The organism is Citrobacter meridianamericanus, from assembly GCF_041320245.1.
GTDB lineage: Bacteria > Pseudomonadota > Gammaproteobacteria > Enterobacterales > Enterobacteriaceae > Citrobacter > Citrobacter meridianamericanus.
In genome coordinates, this window is record NZ_CP101036.1 from 2859037 (window position 1) to 2875240 (window position 16204).

Genomic DNA, 16204 nt, shown 5'->3' on the forward strand with positions numbered 1-16204 from the left:
CGCAGCTAATCCACCTATTAGATATGACAACAGACACTGTTTCCCGCAAGGTCGCGTGGCTACGGGTAGTTACGCTTGCTATTGCCGGTTTTATTTTTAATACCACCGAGTTTGTCCCTGTCGGTTTGCTTTCCGACATCGCACAAAGCTTTAATATGCAGACCGCTCAGGTCGGGATCATGCTGACGATCTACGCCTGGGTTGTGGCCTTGATGTCGCTACCCTTCATGCTGCTCACCAGCCAGGTAGAACGCCGCAAGCTACTGATCTGCCTGTTTGTCGTGTTTATTGCCAGCCACGTACTCTCTTTCCTGGCATGGAATTTTACCGTGTTGTTGATTAGTCGTATTGGTATAGCTTTCGCACACGCCATTTTCTGGTCGATTACCGCATCGCTGGCGATCCGCCTTGCTCCGGCCGGGAAACGCGCGCAGGCACTCAGTCTGATTGCGACCGGCACCGCGCTGGCGATGGTGCTGGGGCTGCCTATCGGACGCATCGTCGGCCAGTATTTTGGCTGGCGCACTACCTTCTTCGCCATTGGTATGGGGGCGCTAATTACTCTGCTTTGCCTGATTAAGCTCCTGCCAACATTACCCAGTGAGCATTCCGGTTCATTAAAAAGTCTGCCGGTGTTATTCCGCCGTCCGGCGTTGATGAGTCTGTATGTACTAACGGTGATTGTGGTCACCGCGCATTACACGGCCTATAGCTATATTGAACCGTTTGTGCAGACTGTCGCCGGGCTGAGCGCAAACTTTGCTACCGTACTGTTGCTGGTTCTGGGTGGTGCGGGTATTGTCGGGAGCGTCATATTCGGCAAGTTGGGTAATCAACATGCCTCCGTACTGATTAGCAGCGCCATTGCCCTGCTGACGATATGTCTGGTGCTATTACTGCCCGCCGCTGGCAGCGAAATGCATCTGGCTGTCCTGAGTATTTTCTGGGGCATCGCCATTATGTTGATAGGTCTGGGCATGCAGGTAAAAGTGCTGGCGCTGGCCCCGGATGCCACCGACGTCGCTATGGCATTGTTCTCCGGAATCTTCAATATCGGTATTGGCGCTGGCGCCCTGGTGGGCAATCAGGTGAGTCTGCACTGGTCAATGTCTACGATTGGTTACGTAGGCGCAGTGCCTGCCGTTGTAGCGTTGATATGGTCAGTGATTATCTTTCGTAAATGGCCGGTATCGCTGGAAGAACAGCCCCAGCATTGATAAAAAGTGCCCGGTAGACCATACCGGGCACCTTGCTTTACGCGTAAGTCTTAATAATTTCCAGCACGCCGTTTATAATAAACTGCACGCCCATACACACCAGCAGGAAGCCCATCAGACGGGAAATCGCTTCGATCCCCCCTTTGCCGACCAGGCGCATGATCCCCCCGGAACTGCGTAAACAGCCCCACAGAATAACCCCAACCACCGCAAAGATAATCGGTGGCGCAACCATGATCACCCACTCTGGAAATTCGGAGCCATGACGCACGGTGGAGGCCGAACTGATGATCATCGCAATCGTACCCGGGCCTGCAGTGCTTGGCATTGCCAGCGGGACGAAAGCAATATTGGCCGTTGGTTCGTCCTCCAGCTCTTCTGACTTGCTTCTCGCTTCCGGAGAATCATGCGCCTTCTGCTGTGGGAACAACATGCGAAAGCCGATAAACGCAACGATTAATCCACCTGCAATACGTAATCCGGGAATAGAAATCCCGAACGTATTCATTACCACCTGCCCGGCGTAGTAGGCCACCATCATAATGGCAAAAACATAGACAGATGCCATGAGTGACTGACGGTTACGCTCGGCGCTATTCATGTTGCCTGCAAGGCCGAGAAACAGCGCCACGGTGGTTAACGGGTTTGCCAACGGTAACAGGACTACCAGCCCCAGTCCTATTGCTTTAAACAAGTCCATCATAATGTCATCTTTCCTGTGCGTTTTTCGTCAACGGCAAGTATAAGGGCAAACTCAAGGGTTAAGCCATGTTGTCGATGTAAGGATTCATTAGCTCTTTTTTCGCATAAACCCAACGGCTCAGAATGTTAAAAACACGCTCTGCCTGGCGTGCTCCTGATGTTTTAGCAAAACGTGGCATTTGCTGACCCATTCATTTGACTTATATTTGCCTAAGCAATAATATCAGCCGTGACTAACTACTTGCCAGGGCAACCATTGTGAAAAGCACCAGTGATCTGTTTAACGAAATCATCCCACTGGGTCGTTTGATCTATATGGTTAATCAGAAAAAAGATCGTTTACTAAACGACTATCTGTCACCGCTGGATATCACGGCATCGCAGTTCAAGGTGCTCTGCTCCATCCGTTGCGCGGTGTGCATCACCCCTGTCGAATTGAAAAAAGTGCTGTCTGTCGATCTCGGCGCCCTGACGCGGATGCTGGACAGACTGGCCTGTAAAGGCTGGATTGAAAGGCTTCCGAATCCACATGACAAGCGAGGCGTGCTGGTGAAACTCACCGAGCATGGCGCAGCAATTTGCGAGCAGTGTCATCAATTAGTAGGGCAAGACCTGCACCAGGAACTAACAAAAAACTTAACGGCGGATGAAGTCACCACGCTTGAGCATTTGCTTAAGAAAGTCCTGCCGTAAACAGAAAGAGGTATGACGATGTCCAGACGCAATACTGACACAATCACTATTCATAGCATTTTGGACTGGATCGAAAATAACCTTGAATCGCCGCTCTCGCTGGAAAAAGTGTCAGAGCGTTCAGGTTACTCCAAATGGCACCTGCAACGGATGTTTAAAAAAGAAACCGGTCATTCACTTGGTCAATACATCCGCAGCCGTAAAATGACTGAAATAGCGCAAAAATTAAAAGAGAGTAACGAACCGATCCTGTATCTGGCGGAGCGTTACGGCTTTGAATCACAGCAGACGCTGACCCGAACATTCAAAAACTATTTTGATGTTCCGCCGCATAAATACCGTATGACGAATATGCACGGCGAATCACGTTATTTGCTGCCACTCAATCAATGTAATTGCTAATCGCCAGTTAACGACGTAACCGAGGAAATCATGAAACTTCTGTCATATGCAATGCTGGCCCTGATGTTTGCTTTTTCGGGCCAGAGCATGGCGGAACAAACCGCGCAACCTGCTGCCGCACAAAACAATCGCGACGCGATGATTATGCCCTCAGCACACGATCAGTCCCCGTTTGATTTTAATCATATGGGCGCAGGTAGCGACAAGTCCGATGAATTAGGCGTGCCTTATTACAATCTGCGCAACCTTTAATTTTATTGCCCCGTCACTGCGGGGCTTTTTTTACTCTCTCGCCTGGGCAATCTTACGCCAACGAAAGCCAAACACATTGATATACAGTCCAGCCATTATCAGTAATGCACCAAGCAGCTGTAATCCGCTTAGCGTTTCGTCCAGCAGTACGGCCGCACTCGCCAGACCAACAACGGGTACCAACAGCGACAGCGGTGCGACACGCCAGGTCTCATAACGTCCGAGTAATGATCCCCAGATGCCATAACCCACAATGGTCGCCACAAACGCCAGATAAACCAGCGACAGGATGGTCGTCAAATCTATCGCCACCAGACTTTGGGCTATTTGCGTTGGGCCATCAAGAAGTAATGAGGCCAGGAAAAATGGAACTATCGGGATTAATGCACTCCATACCACTAACGACATCACGGCCGGGCGCGACGTATGCTGCATGATTTTTTTGTTAAAGATATTGCCGCAGGCCCAGCTTAGCGCTGCCGCCAGCGTCAACATAAAACCGAGCATACCGACATGCTGTCCGTTCAGACTGGCCTCAATCAGCACCAGTACGCCAAAAACGGCCAGCGCAATTCCTACTAACTGTTTGCCCTGCAGACGTTCGCCAAAGGCGAATGCCCCCAGAATGATGGTGAAAAACGCCTGGGCCTGTAATACCAGAGAAGCTAACCCGGCGGGCATACCGAATTTGATGGCGCTGAAGAGAAACGCGAACTGCCCAAAACTAATGGTCAGGCCATAGCCGAGTAAAAGCGAAAGCGGAATTTTCGGCCGGGCAACAAAGAATATAGACGGGAACGCCACCAGCAAAAAACGTAACCCTGCCAACATCAATGGCGGCATATTGTGCAAACCCACCTTAATGACAACAAAGTTCAGCCCCCAAACTACGACGACCAGTAACGCCAATAACCCGTCTTTACGCGACATACCACCGCCCCTGCAAATATTAAATTTTTGTAAACAAGTTAAAGTAACGGAAATCGTTGTACCGTAACAGATCATTAATTCAGGTAGGCCATACAGGGCATTTTCGGACAACTTATTGGGTGTACATCACACTTTTAGCATGCTATTTGTTTCTGATATCTAAAAAAAACATAACAACATGCATTGTCGGGCAGGAAAATGAATATCTCTCTGAGAAGGTCCACTCTCGCTTTACTCGCGTCATCTTTGTTATTAACCATTGGTCGTGGCGCCACGCTGCCTTTTATGACGATCTATCTCAGCCGGCAGTACAACCTGAGTGTCGATCTAATCGGTTATGCGATGACGGTCGCGCTGACCATTGGCGTGGTGTTCAGCCTTGGCTTTGGTATTCTGGCCGACAAGTTCGATAAAAAACGCTATATGCTGCTGGCTATCTGCGGCTTTGCCTCCGGCTTTATCGCTATTCCGCTGGTGCATAACGTCGTGATAGTGGTTTTGCTCTTTGCCCTGATCAACTGCGCCTACTCCGTCTTCGCCACGGTGCTGAAAGCCTGGTTTGCCGATAACTTGTCTGCAACCAATAAAACGAAAATTTTCTCACTTAACTATACCGTGCTGAACATCGGCTGGACCGTTGGTCCACCGCTGGGCACGCTGCTGGTCATGCAAAGCATTAACCTGCCATTCTGGCTGGCTGCTGCATGTTCTGCGCTACCTCTGGTGTTTATCCAGACGTGGGTAAAACGTTCACCGGCAGCCGCAGACGGTGTAAACACCGCGGTTTGGTCCCCTTCAGTACTGCTGCGTGACAGAGCATTATTCTGGTTTACGCTGTCAGCCTTTTTGGCGTCATTCGTTGGCGGCGCCTTTGCGTCCTGTATTTCGCAATACGTTATGGTGGTTGCAGACGGCGATTTTGCCGAGAAAGTGGTGGCAGTCGTCCTGCCCGTCAACGCCGCCATTGTGGTATCACTGCAATACGCCCTCGGGCGCAGACTCACCGCCACCAATATCCGCCCGCTAATGACAGTGGGCACACTGTTCTTTGTGGTCGGCCTGGTGGGCTTCACCTTCTCCGGTAACAGTCTGCTGTTATGGGGACTTTCTGCTGCTTTTTTCACTATTGGTGAGGTCATCTACGCACCAGGTGAATACATGCTCATCGACAACATCGCACCTGCTGGCATGAAAGCCAGTTATTTTTCCGCCCAGTCGTTAGGCTGGCTGGGGGCAGCGGTAAACCCATTAGTTAGCGGCGTCATCCTAACCACATTGCCGCCATGGTCGCTGTTTGTGGCGTTGATGGTGGCAATCGTACTTGCCTGGGCGCTGATGATAAAAGGCATGCGCGCCAAACCCTGGGGCCAGACGGCGGTCTGCTAGTTATGTTCGCGACAGAGCCACAGTCACTCTGTCGCGTATCTCAGATGGCGACCAGACCCCGAACGCCCTCGGACTCCATATTTTTACCCTCACCACTTTGAATTATGCTGCCCCGCGACATAAGCAGGTACTTATCGGCCAGCTGCTCGGCAAAATCATAGAACTGCTCCACCAGCAAAATGGCCATGTCCCCACGGTGCGCCAGCTGGGAAATCACCTGACCAATCTCTTTAATCACCGACGGCTGGATCCCCTCGGTGGGCTCATCAAGGATCAACAACTGCGGGCGACTTGCCAGCGCCCGTCCAATCGCCAGCTGCTGCTGTTGCCCGCCGGACAAATCGCCGCCCCGCCGATGTTTCATCTCCTGTAGCACCGGAAAAAGCGCGTAAATATCATCCGGAACGCCTCGGGCCTCCTGCGTGGAAAATCGGGAAAGACCGAGCAAAAGATTCTCTTCTACCGTCAGACGCGGAAATATATCGCGCCCTTGTGGGACATACGCCACACCGGCCCTGACCCGCTGATGCGGCTTCCAGTGAGTAACATTTTTCTCCTGCCAGAACACGTTTCCGCTGCGGGCGGGAATCAGCCCCATCAGACACTTCAGAAGCGTCGTTTTACCCACGCCGTTACGTCCCAGCAGACATGTCACTTCGCCGATATGCGCTTCGAAGGTCACGCCTCGCAGAATATGGCTGCCACTATAATATTGATTCAGTTCTTTCACCTGCAGCATCTGCACTCCTTAACGCCCGAGATAAACTTCAATAACCTGCTCGTTGGCCTGCACTTCACGCAGACTCCCCTGAGCCAATACTTGCCCCTGGTGTAATACCGTGACGCGATCGGCGATGGTTTCGACAAATCCCATATCATGCTCAACAACCATCAAAGAATGCTTCCCGGCAAGCTGGCGAAACAGCTCCGCTGTGTATTCCGTCTCCGCATCCGTCATACCCGCCGCAGGCTCATCCAGCAGCAACAGATGCGGTTCCTGTACCAGCAGCATGCCAATTTCAAGAAATTGTTTTTGCCCGTGAGATAGCAGCCCAGCGGAGCGGGCGCGCTCATTGCCCAGTCGCAACAGTGCCAGTATTTCATCAATGCGATCCCGCTGTTCGCCTGAAAGACGCGCCCGTAAAACGCCCCAAACAGATTTATCGCTTTTCAGCGCCAGTTCCAGATTCTCCTCCACCGTTAACGCTTCAAATACCGTGGGCTTCTGGAATTTCCGCCCGATACCCTGGCGCGCAATAGCAATGGGATCCAGCATGGTCAAGTCGGTCGACTGATCGTATATCGCACGACCACTTTGCGGCCTGGTTTTGCCGGTAATGACATCCATTAACGTCGTTTTTCCGGCACCGTTGGGGCCAATGATGCAACGAAGTTCCCCAACGCCAATATTGAGCGAGAGATCGGTCAGTGCCTGAAATCCATCGAAGTTAACGTTAATTTTTTCCAGCTGTAGCACCGGGTCAGTCTGGTTGCGAAACCGATCTCCCGGCATCTGGCGAGTAAATAGCCCTTCATCTGGCTGCATCATTTGTCTCCCTTGCGAAACAGACCCATTACACCTCGGGATAAAAACAGCGTAACGCCAATAAAGATCAGGCCAAGAAACAGCTGCCAGTATTCCGGCATAATCACCGTAAACAGGCTTTTCGCACCGTTCACCAACACGGCGCCGAATACCGGGCCGATCAGGGTTCCACGTCCGCCGAGAGCAACCCAAATCGCCGCTTCAATCGAGTTGGTCGGCGACATTTCGCTGGGGTTAATGATCCCCACCTGCGGAACATACAGCGCTCCAGCCAGGCCGCACAGTACAGCGGAAAGCGTCCACACCAGTAACTTGAAACCTTTCGGATCGTAACCACAGAACATCAGACGGTTCTCTGCATCGCGCACGGCAGTCAAAATACGACCGAACTTACTGCGGGCCAGCGCCAATCCCAGCCATAATGCCAGCACCAGCAGCATGACCGTCGCCAGAAACAGCGCGATACGGGTTGAGGTGGCGGTTACCGGGAATCCCAGAATGGTGGTAAAGCCGGTAAAACCGTTATTTCCCCCAAAACCCGTTTCGTTGCGAAAAAACAGCAGCATTCCTGCGAACGTCAGGGCCTGGGTCATGATAGAGAAATAGACCCCTTTGATTTTTGACCGAAAGGCAAACCAACCAAATACCAGCGCCAGCAGGCCAGGAACCAGAACAACCAGCAGTAGCGCCCAGATAAAATGTTGCGTCCCCCACCAAAACCACGGCAACTCGCTCCACGACAGGAATGACATGAAGGCCGGTAATCCTTCGCCAGAGGCCTGGCGCATCAGGTACATTCCCATCGCATACCCTCCCAGCGCAAAGAAAATACCGTGTCCCAGCGAGAGCATGCCGGCATAGCCCCACACCAGATCCAGCGCGACCGCGACAATGGCATAACAGAGAATTTTCCCGGCCAGCGTTAGCGTCCACACCGATATAGCCAGCGGATGGTCCGCAGGTAACAGCGCAAGAAACGGCAGAATAATCAACGCCAGCAGCAACCCCAGCCCCAGGATGCGCGTCGCGCGTGGCGCTTTACGCGCCAGCGTTAATGTCATTGGCATCGTCATCAGTCAATAACCCTCCCTTTTAGCGCGAACAACCCCTGCGGACGTTTCTGAATAAACAGAATAATCAGCACCAGAATCATGATTTTACCTAGAACCGCCCCTACCTGAGGCTCCAGAATTTTATTGAAGATCCCCAGTCCAAACGCCGCGGCCACGCTCCCGGCGAGTTGTCCCACGCCGCCCAGCACCACAACCAGAAACGAATCGATAATGTAGCTTTGCCCCAATTCCGGTCCTACGTTGCCCAACTGCGAGAGCGCTACGCCCCCCAGCCCGGCAATGCCTGAACCAAGGCCAAAGGCCAGCATATCGACTCGTCCGGTAGGTACGCCGCAGCAGGCCGCCATACTGCGATTTTGCGTCACGGCACGTACGCGCAGCCCCAGACGCGTTTTATTCAACAACAACCAGGTAAAAAACAGCACCAGAATGGCAAATCCAAGCACCACAATTCGGTTCCACGGTAAAATCAGATTGGCATAAACCTGAATTCCCCCTGAAAGCCATGCCGGATTGGCGACTTCCAGGTTTTGCGCGCCGAAGGACATACGCACCAACTGGATGAGCATCAGGCTGATCCCCCAGGTCGCCAGCAGCGTTTCGAGAGGACGCCCGTATAAATGGCGGATCACCCCGCGCTCAAGCAGCATTCCCACCGCCGCGGTAAGTAAAAAGGCAACCGGCAGCGCAATAACCGGATACCAGGCTAGCCATTGCGGGAAAAACTGGCTCATCAGTTGTTGTACCATCCAGGTACAGTAAGCCCCGAGCATTAACATCTCGCCATGCGCCATATTAATGACGCCAAGTAATCCATAGGTTATAGCCAGACCCAATGCCGCCAGCAGCAAAATAGAACCCAGCGATAGCCCCATAAAGGCCTGTCCAAGAAGATCGCCAATCTTCATGCGATACGCGATGGAACTCAGACTGTCGCTGGCGGCAGCACGCACGCGGGTATCGGGTTCATGTTCAGCCCGGGTGAATGGTTGCAGGCGCGCCTGAGTTTCAGGATCGTTTGAAGCCCCTATAAGCACAATGGCCTGACGTCTGACCTCCGGCGAGGAACTGTTCAGCTGCAGATTTGCCAGTGCAATAGCCAGCGCGGATTTCACATCACCATTTGACTCCTGAGCCAGTCGTTGCTGTAAAAACGGCAGCATACCCGGCTGTGCCTCACGCTGTAATGTACGAGCTGCCTTCAACTTTAATATGACACTGTCACTTAAAAGCTGATGAACGGCCTGCGTTCCGGCAACCAGATTGCGCAGACGGTTAGTCAGGCGAATTTTTTTTAGCTCGCCGTTTGGGGTTGTCGCTGTTCCTAACGGCTGTGCGTGCGAGCCGTTCATGATGAAGGTATTTTTCGCGTTATCAGTCAGCAGATGCTCCTCGCGCAACGCGTTGAGCATCGGCAAACGCTGAATGTCGGGATTGATCGACCATTGTTCGAGCAAGGCGGCCTGCTGAGTTCGATTTGCGGCTGTAAAGGTATCGGCATCTGATGCCTGCGCTATCCACGGCAAAAACCACGTCAGCAACAACACACCACGAATAAAGCGCATAGCTTTCATGAGCGTTCTCCAAAGCGTTGCCCGCCCGCAGGAGGGCACACGATCAATTGCTGGCAGTTTTAACGGGCTGTGCAGATTTTTTGTCATTACCGGCGATGTACGGACTCCACGGCTGGGCGCGGACCGGTTCATCGGATTGCCACACCACGTTAAACTGGCCGTTGCCTTCAATCTCGCCAATCATGACGGGTTTATGCAGGTGATGATTGGTGGCATCCATGGTCAGGGTAAAACCTGATGGTGCAGCAAATGATTGTCCTGCCATCGCTACGCGGACTTTATCCACATCAGTCGTTCCGGCTTTTTCTACCGCCTGCACCCACATATGCAAACCAACATAAGTGGCTTCCATGGGGTCATTGGTTACCACCGAATCAGCATTTGGCAGTTTGTGCGCTTTGGCATACGCCCGGTAATCCGCAACGAATTTCTTGTTGGTCGCGTTATCTACGGACTCAAAGTAGTTCCACGCGGCAAGGTTGCCCACCAGCGGTTTGGTATCAATACCGCGTAACTCCTCCTCCCCCACGGAGAATGCCACCACCGGAACATCGGTGGCTTTTAGGCCCTGGTTCGCCAACTCTTTATAGAATGGAACGTTAGAATCGCCGTTGATGGTCGACACCACCGCCATTTTTCCTCCTGCAGCAAATTTCTTGATACTGGCGACGATGGTCTGGTAATCGCTGTGTCCGAATGGGGTGTACACCTCTTCGATATCTTTATCAGCAACGCCCTTCGAATGTAAAAAGGCGCGTAAAATTTTGTTCGTTGTACGCGGATAAACATAATCCGTGCCCAACAGGAAGAAGCGCTTAGCACTGCCGCCGTCTTCACTCATCAGATACTCAACCGCCGGGATCGCCTGCTGATTTGGCGCAGCTCCGGTATAGAAGACGTTAGGCGACATCTCTTCACCTTCATATTGCACCGGGTAAAACAGCAGACCGTTTAGCTCTTCAAATACCGGTAAAACTGATTTACGTGAAACCGATGTCCAACAGCCGAAGACCGCCGCCACTTTGTCCTGGCTCAACAACTGACGGGCTTTTTCAGCAAATAAGGGCCAGTTCGAGGCTGGGTCAACGACCACTGGCTCCAGCTTTTTTCCTAACACCCCGCCCTTCGCATTGATTTCATCAATAGTCATCAACGCCATATCTTTTAACGGCGTTTCGGAAATGGCCATCGTGCCGGATAACGAATGCATGATGCCGACCTTAATGGTATCGGCCGCCTGAACGCTAAAACTCATTCCCATCGCGACTACAGAGGTGGAAAGTGCAAAAATTTTTAAAAATTTACGACGCTGCATAGTTTCACTCCTGAAATTAGACTTGTTGAAAGCTCCGGTGCAGCCGGGCAGATAAAACGGTGCAAAATAAGGGTGTTCAGAAGTGATAAGGCAAAAACAATGCCAGATATTAAAAAATCATATAAAATCAATGAATTATAATTAATTTACGAAGAGGGGCATTAAAATTTTCTGCTACAAGGAATAATTGCACGATCAATTGAACCACGATGAGACAACGCTGCATTATAAGCGTGCAACAATTTGTGTCCGTATTACAGCATCATGACAACGTGTCCCGGTATAAAATCAGGGCTATTTGTGCGCAGATAAACGATCCTCGTCACTATTATTTATTTTTCCCGACGTTATCGCGTCAAAACTTTACTTTTTAGCCGAAATATTCAGACAGTTCAGCCTTTGTTTAAGATTGAATTGCTACTATAGTCATAAGCGAGGTGAACTTAAGGTAAGAGAGGAAACTCACAGATAAAGGAGCATTTACTATGCTGGGTAATATGAATATTTTTATGGCTGTTCTGGGAATTATTTTATTTTCCGGTTTCCTGGCCGCGTATCTTAGCCACAGATGGGATGATTGATGAACGGAGATAGTCCTGAACCGACCCGGCCCCTTGTTGCGTAGCTGCACAAGGGGCCATTTTTTTTACCTGCATCGCCCTTCCGCATCTTGTCCCTGATTAGCAGATAAAAAAAACCGCCGGTTAAACCAGCGGTAAATGCTTGCATGGATAGATTTGTGTTTTGCTTTTATACGCTATCTGGCAATTCCCTGCGAAGATAACGGATAGTCAGCTAACCTATCACTGGCAACCCCAATGAAAGCTAAACGAAACGTAACTACTTCGAAACGGTGTTCGCAAATCTCATGCGCTAAGGGGTATGAGATCACACGATTAGTGTCAACCTGAGTGATCCGCTCGTATTCATCCATAAACATACAGCGATTCCTGCCGTTCTGCTTCCCTTGATACATCGCTCTGTCAGCGCGATCCAGTGCGGTATCCAGCGTTTCACCCTGTTGAACCCGGGTTATTCCAGCCGTTACCGTTATACCAATTTCGCCATCAGCATAGGGTATTTTTTTCTGGCCAATAAGCTGACAAAGCCGCAATCCCGCCAGGCAGACCTGTTCGTCAGTTTTAGTCCGGATGATGATGATAAACTCTTCACCGCCGTAGCGGTACGCTACCTCGTCATATCGCGTCCATGCCAACAAATTTGAGGCCATAGCACGCAACACTACATCCCCCACCAGGTGACCATAAGTATCATTAACGTGTTTAAAACGGTCGATATCCAATAACAATATATAAAGATTTAGCGGTTCGGCGTCGAGTAGTTGTTGATCAAATGACTCATCAAGCATTCTTCTCCCGGGTAAACCCGTTAATACATCGATATTACTGCGGATGTTCAATAAATATATCTTGTAGTCCATTACAGCAGACGTAAATGCCAATAGCGCGTCCTGGAAGCTGTCGAAATGCCATGTATGGCTACGATTCTCCACTATTGCCAATAGCAACTCCTTTCCTATTACATGCATTTTTTCATGAACAGAATAAATCTTGCTCACATAACTACTATCATCCTCATTGTTCAGCGATTGATCATTTATCCATTTTCCAAATCGACAAACAAAATGAGCGTTGTCACCCGTAATATCGGGATGAGTAACATCTGAGGACACAGCGCAGCGGAACATTTTTACCAGCCATTTGTAGTGGGCATCAATTGAGTTGTTCAACTCATTTATGATTGCATCTATTTCCGCTGTGTTTTTCATCATCACGGTTTCCTTCCCTGAATGAACACTTTGAACCGGGATTTTAACCATAAAAAAGAAAATTTATGTAAATTTAGTTATAGAAATCAATGGTGTCATAGCACTTGCCATTTATCGCGATTATTGATTTAATTCCCAGCCAAAACAATAACAGATAGAAACTAATGAATAAAATGACTGACGATGGCGCTAAAATTTACACACCAATGACGCTAAAACTTTATGACTGGTGGGTGCTAGGAGTATCAAATCAATATGCCTGGAAGTGTCCGACCAGGGAACACCTTCTTCCCCATTTTCTCCAGCATATGAGTAAAACACATCTGGATATTGGCGTTGGAACCGGATTTTACCCCTATCACGCTCCTGACGGCTGTGTAATATCGCTAATGGATTTGAATGAAGCCAGTCTGGACGCTGCTGCATCAAGAATCGGGGAAGCGAAAATTCAGCGCAAAATTAAGCATGACGTGTTCGAATCTTACCCTACGGATTTGCACAATGAGTTCGATTCCATTTCCATGTTTTATCTCCTGCACTGCTTGCCTGGCAATATATCAGCGAAAGCCAGTGTGATAGCAAATGCCGCACGGGCTTTAACAGACACGGGTACGCTGTATGGCGCAACTATTCTTGGCGATGGTGTTATACACAACACTTTCGGAAATAAACTCATGAGCATCTACAATAAGAAAGGTATTTTCTCAAACGCTAATGATTCTGAAGAGGGACTGAAACAGATTCTGTCAGCGCATTTTGAACATGTTAATACGCAAGTAACCGGTACTGTAGCGATATTTTCAGCATCAGGTAAAAAATAGCGCCCTGACATTATTAACTGACAGCCTGGAGCATTACCATTAGGGAAAGACAATAAAAAAAGCCTGTCATTCATGACAGGCTAATGGGGTGGATAATGTTGATAACATTTATTATACCTGTGGTGCCGGGTGCCTCCCGGTGAAACAGCCCCAGCCGGTTAGTTTCGCGTTGCATACCAGGCAAAGGAGGTATGGCTGGACGCCCCACCGCTCAGGGGGATTCACCACCATTGGGAAGATAAAATTATTCATGACGCCAGGCAACGTTCGCTGATGGCTTTTCAGAATCAGATATTTAAATACGCAAATACCGGGCATTACACCCGGTTACTCTCACTATCTGAACAAATCCTACGCGCTCAAACCACGATGTTCCAGCATTGGAGCCATTCGTGGATCGCGCCCGCTCCACTGGCGATAAAGCTCAGCTAAATCACTACTGTTCCCGCAAGATAAAATCGCTTCGCGGAATTTCTGCCCATTTTCACGCGTTAATCCGCCCTGCTCCACAAACCACTGATAGCCGTCATCGGCCAGCATTTGCGTCCACAAATAGGCGTAATAACCTGCGGCATAACCCCCGCCGAAGATATGGGCAAAGTAACTGCTGCGATAACGCGGTGGCACGGCTTTAAGGTCCAAATCTTCCGCCGCCAGTGCCTGCTGTTCAAATTGATCGACCGAGCGAGATGAGTCACTCACATCCAGGGAGTGCCAGCGCATATCCAGCAATGCGGCGCTGAGCAGTTCAGTCATGTCGTAACCTTTGTTAAACAAGCTGGCCTGTTGCATTTTATCCCGTAATACCGGTGGCATTTGCTCCCCGGTATCAACATGACGCGCAAAACGGGCAAAGACCTGCGGATGACTCGCCCAGTGTTCGTTAATCTGCGATGGAAACTCGACAAAATCACGCGGAGTGTTAGTCCCTGAGAGCGTGGCATAACGCTGAGTGGCGAAAAGGCCGTGCAACGTATGTCCAAACTCATGAAATAACGTAATAACATCATCCCACAGCAGCAAGGCGGGTTGGCCCTGAGCGGGTTTCTGATAGTTGCAGACGTTGTAAATCACCGGTCTGGTTTCGTTTAGCCGCGATTGCTCAACAAAATTGCCCATCCAGGCACCGCCGCTTTTTGATTCCCGGGCAAAGAAATCACCATAAAATAACGCCAGTCCTACGCCATCATGATCGAATATTTCCCATACCCGTACATCGGGGTGATAAACCGGAATGTCGAAACGCTCGATAAACTTGATGCCAAACAGTTGATTAGCCGTCCAGAAAACCCCCTCGTTCAGCACCGTATCCAGAGCAAAATAAGGTTTGAGCTGCAGCTCATCAAGCGCATATTTCTCACGGCGGACCTGTTCGGCATAGAATGACCAGTCCCAGGCCTCTGGGCTAAATTGCCCGTTTTCTTTAGAGATAACCTTCTGGATTTCAGCCTGCTCATCCAACGCCCGCGCTCGCGCGGCAGGAACAATCGCCCGCATGAAATTTAGTGCCGCTTCCGGCGTTTTTGCCATTTGATCGGCAATTTTCCAGGCGGCGTAATTGGCAAAACCGAGGAGTTTTGCCTGCTGCATCCGAATATCAACCAGCCGCTGAATGATCGCCCGCGTGTCGTTGGCGTCATTATTTTCGGCCCGTGTCCATGCGCGGGTGAACAGGTTTTCACGGGTCTGGCGATCGCGTAACATCGCAAGCGCCGGTTGCTGAGTCGTGTTTAGGAGCGGAATAACCCAATGCGCTTCAAGCCCTTTTTCCCTTGCTGCTTCGGCGGCAACGGTAATTTCGTCAGCGCTGAACCCGTCCAGATGCCGGACATCGTCCACCACCAAAGCACCGGACTTGTTCGCTGCCAACAGCCGTTGATTAAACTGACTGGTCAGGGTGGCGGATTCCGTGTTGAGCGCTTTCAGGCTGGCTTTATCCGCCTCATTCAGACGGGCACCAGCCAGTACAAAACGCTGGTGGACGACCTCCAACAGGCGTAATGACTCGCTATCCAGACCTGATGTACTGCGCCGTTGCCATACGGCTTCGACGCGCGCAAAAAGCGCGTCATTGAGGTAAATGTCGTTGGCCAGCGCGGCAAGCTCTGCGGAAAACATTTCGTCGAGGCGCTGTATTTCATCATTAGTGTGAGCCGCCGTCATCGCGAAGAAAACGTTGGTCACGCGTGTGAGCAGCGCGCCGCTTTGTTCAAGTGCCAGCAAAGTATTTGCAAAATCAGGGATCTGTGGGTTTTGCACAATCACTTCGATCTCTGCGCGTTTTTGCCGCACGCCTTCCTCGAACGCAGGACGATAATGCTGCACGTCTATCAGATCAAATTGCGGCGCCTGATACGGCAATGTGCTGTGGTGTAAAAAAGGATTCGTTAACGACATCTTTCACTCCTGAAAACGATTTGTTTACCAGAGTAGACTTCCCTGTAATCTACCGCAATCGCGTTAAGCAGGAATAGCTCTGAACGGAAATGACGTGCTATGGTAGT

15 protein-coding genes and 1 pseudogene are annotated in these 16204 nt (G+C 50.5%); 7 read left to right on the forward strand and 9 right to left on the reverse strand.

What is annotated here, in order from left to right; genetic code table 11:
* Window positions 1-23 precede the first annotated feature (23 nt).
* On the forward strand, window positions 24-1217 hold the full coding sequence (locus NMD08_RS14000; RefSeq protein ID WP_151219170.1) for a sugar transporter: 1194 nt from the start codon (window positions 24-26) through the stop codon (window positions 1215-1217).
* 37 nt (window positions 1218-1254) lie between these two features.
* Here the strand turns inward: NMD08_RS14000 and NMD08_RS14005 are convergent, their stop codons facing one another.
* Window positions 1255-1920 carry a MarC family NAAT transporter gene (locus tag NMD08_RS14005; RefSeq protein ID WP_151219169.1) on the reverse strand — a complete coding sequence of 222 codons (666 nt, stop codon included), beginning with the start codon at window positions 1918-1920 and terminating at the stop codon, window positions 1255-1257.
* Between the two features lie 257 nt (window positions 1921-2177).
* Here NMD08_RS14005 and marR point away from each other — a divergent pair, with 257 nt between their 5' ends.
* Genes marR through marB form a run of 3 tightly spaced genes read left to right on the forward strand, consistent with a single transcriptional unit; the run spans window position 2178 to window position 3266 of the window.
* Window positions 2178-2612: a multiple antibiotic resistance transcriptional regulator MarR gene (gene marR, locus NMD08_RS14010; RefSeq protein ID WP_040231108.1), complete on the forward strand. Its 435-nt coding sequence runs from the start codon at window positions 2178-2180 to the stop codon at window positions 2610-2612.
* A gap of 18 nt (window positions 2613-2630) precedes the next feature.
* Window positions 2631-3014 (forward strand): MDR efflux pump AcrAB transcriptional activator MarA, encoded by a 384-nt coding sequence (gene marA, locus NMD08_RS14015; RefSeq protein WP_003032424.1) that lies wholly within the window; start codon window positions 2631-2633, stop codon window positions 3012-3014.
* A 30-nt stretch (window positions 3015-3044) separates the two neighbouring features.
* Window positions 3045-3266: a multiple antibiotic resistance protein MarB gene (gene marB / locus NMD08_RS14020; protein ID WP_151225441.1), complete on the forward strand. Its 222-nt coding sequence runs from the start codon at window positions 3045-3047 to the stop codon at window positions 3264-3266.
* Between the two features lie 30 nt (window positions 3267-3296).
* Here marB and eamA read toward each other — a convergent pair whose 3' ends face one another.
* Window positions 3297-4196, reverse strand: coding sequence for an O-acetylserine/cysteine exporter (gene eamA, locus NMD08_RS14025; RefSeq protein WP_252838368.1), 900 nt, complete (start codon window positions 4194-4196; stop codon window positions 3297-3299).
* A gap of 198 nt (window positions 4197-4394) precedes the next feature.
* Between eamA and ydeE the strand changes: the two genes are divergently transcribed.
* Entirely contained in the window at window positions 4395-5582 is a 1188-nt protein-coding gene (ydeE, locus tag NMD08_RS14030; protein WP_151219165.1) for an efflux MFS transporter YdeE, read from the forward strand.
* A gap of 40 nt (window positions 5583-5622) precedes the next feature.
* Here ydeE and urtE read toward each other — a convergent pair whose 3' ends face one another.
* The 5 genes from urtE to urtA are packed head-to-tail and all read right to left on the reverse strand — an operon-like array spanning window position 5623 to window position 11090.
* A complete protein-coding gene (urtE, locus tag NMD08_RS14035) occupies window positions 5623-6321 on the reverse strand; it encodes an urea ABC transporter ATP-binding subunit UrtE (protein WP_151219164.1) in 699 nt (232 codons plus the stop codon).
* Window positions 6322-6330: 9 nt separating this feature from the next.
* Entirely contained in the window at window positions 6331-7128 is a 798-nt protein-coding gene (gene urtD, locus NMD08_RS14040) for an urea ABC transporter ATP-binding protein UrtD (RefSeq protein WP_151219496.1), read from the reverse strand.
* Window positions 7128-8201: an urea ABC transporter permease subunit UrtC gene (gene urtC, locus NMD08_RS14045; RefSeq protein WP_370618374.1), complete on the reverse strand. Its 1074-nt coding sequence runs from the start codon at window positions 8199-8201 to the stop codon at window positions 7128-7130. The genes urtD and urtC overlap by 1 nt, the downstream gene beginning before the upstream one ends.
* Window positions 8201-9775: an urea ABC transporter permease subunit UrtB gene (gene urtB / locus NMD08_RS14050; RefSeq protein ID WP_370618376.1), complete on the reverse strand. Its 1575-nt coding sequence runs from the start codon at window positions 9773-9775 to the stop codon at window positions 8201-8203. The genes urtC and urtB overlap by 1 nt, the downstream gene beginning before the upstream one ends.
* A gap of 43 nt (window positions 9776-9818) precedes the next feature.
* Entirely contained in the window at window positions 9819-11090 is a 1272-nt protein-coding gene (gene urtA, locus NMD08_RS14055; protein ID WP_370618378.1) for an urea ABC transporter substrate-binding protein, read from the reverse strand.
* A 485-nt stretch (window positions 11091-11575) separates the two neighbouring features.
* On the opposite strand from urtA, the gene mgtS reads away from it, so the two are divergent.
* Window positions 11576-11671 (forward strand): protein MgtS, encoded by a 96-nt coding sequence (gene mgtS / locus NMD08_RS14060; RefSeq protein ID WP_151219161.1) that lies wholly within the window; start codon window positions 11576-11578, stop codon window positions 11669-11671.
* Between the two features lie 323 nt (window positions 11672-11994).
* Here the strand turns inward: mgtS and NMD08_RS14065 are convergent.
* Window positions 11995-12882: pseudogene (locus tag NMD08_RS14065) on the reverse strand (diguanylate cyclase); the annotation flags it as partial.
* A 161-nt stretch (window positions 12883-13043) separates the two neighbouring features.
* Between NMD08_RS14065 and NMD08_RS14070 the strand changes: the two are divergent.
* Window positions 13044-13700: a class I SAM-dependent methyltransferase gene (locus tag NMD08_RS14070; protein ID WP_151219159.1), complete on the forward strand. Its 657-nt coding sequence runs from the start codon at window positions 13044-13046 to the stop codon at window positions 13698-13700.
* Window positions 13701-14051: 351 nt separating this feature from the next.
* On the opposite strand, the gene dcp is transcribed toward NMD08_RS14070, so the two are convergent.
* Complete coding sequence (dcp, locus tag NMD08_RS14075) at window positions 14052-16097, reverse strand: peptidyl-dipeptidase Dcp (RefSeq protein ID WP_210905059.1); 2046 nt, start codon at window positions 16095-16097, stop codon at window positions 14052-14054.
* Between the last annotated feature and the right edge of the window lie 107 nt (window positions 16098-16204).

Excerpts from the sequence above, each read along its gene's own strand:
- mgtS (WP_151219161.1), top strand. The coding sequence starts at position 11,576 with ATGCTGGGTAATATGAATATTTTTATGGCTGTTCTGGGAATTATTTTA.
- urtA (WP_370618378.1), bottom strand. The coding sequence starts at position 11,090 with ATGCAGCGTCGTAAATTTTTAAAAATTTTTGCACTTTCCACCTCTGTA.
- marB (WP_151225441.1), top strand. The coding sequence starts at position 3,045 with ATGAAACTTCTGTCATATGCAATGCTGGCCCTGATGTTTGCTTTTTCG.
- NMD08_RS14005 (WP_151219169.1), bottom strand. The coding sequence starts at position 1,920 with ATGATGGACTTGTTTAAAGCAATAGGACTGGGGCTGGTAGTCCTGTTA.
- urtB (WP_370618376.1), bottom strand. The coding sequence starts at position 9,775 with ATGAAAGCTATGCGCTTTATTCGTGGTGTGTTGTTGCTGACGTGGTTT.
- urtD (WP_151219496.1), bottom strand. The coding sequence starts at position 7,128 with ATGCAGCCAGATGAAGGGCTATTTACTCGCCAGATGCCGGGAGATCGG.
- NMD08_RS14000 (WP_151219170.1), top strand. The coding sequence starts at position 24 with ATGACAACAGACACTGTTTCCCGCAAGGTCGCGTGGCTACGGGTAGTT.
- eamA (WP_252838368.1), bottom strand. The coding sequence starts at position 4,196 with ATGTCGCGTAAAGACGGGTTATTGGCGTTACTGGTCGTCGTAGTTTGG.
- ydeE (WP_151219165.1), top strand. The coding sequence starts at position 4,395 with ATGAATATCTCTCTGAGAAGGTCCACTCTCGCTTTACTCGCGTCATCT.
- urtC (WP_370618374.1), bottom strand. The coding sequence starts at position 8,201 with ATGACGATGCCAATGACATTAACGCTGGCGCGTAAAGCGCCACGCGCG.
- urtE (WP_151219164.1), bottom strand. The coding sequence starts at position 6,321 with ATGCTGCAGGTGAAAGAACTGAATCAATATTATAGTGGCAGCCATATT.
- NMD08_RS14070 (WP_151219159.1), top strand. The coding sequence starts at position 13,044 with ATGAATAAAATGACTGACGATGGCGCTAAAATTTACACACCAATGACG.
- marA (WP_003032424.1), top strand. The coding sequence starts at position 2,631 with ATGTCCAGACGCAATACTGACACAATCACTATTCATAGCATTTTGGAC.
- dcp (WP_210905059.1), bottom strand. The coding sequence starts at position 16,097 with ATGTCGTTAACGAATCCTTTTTTACACCACAGCACATTGCCGTATCAG.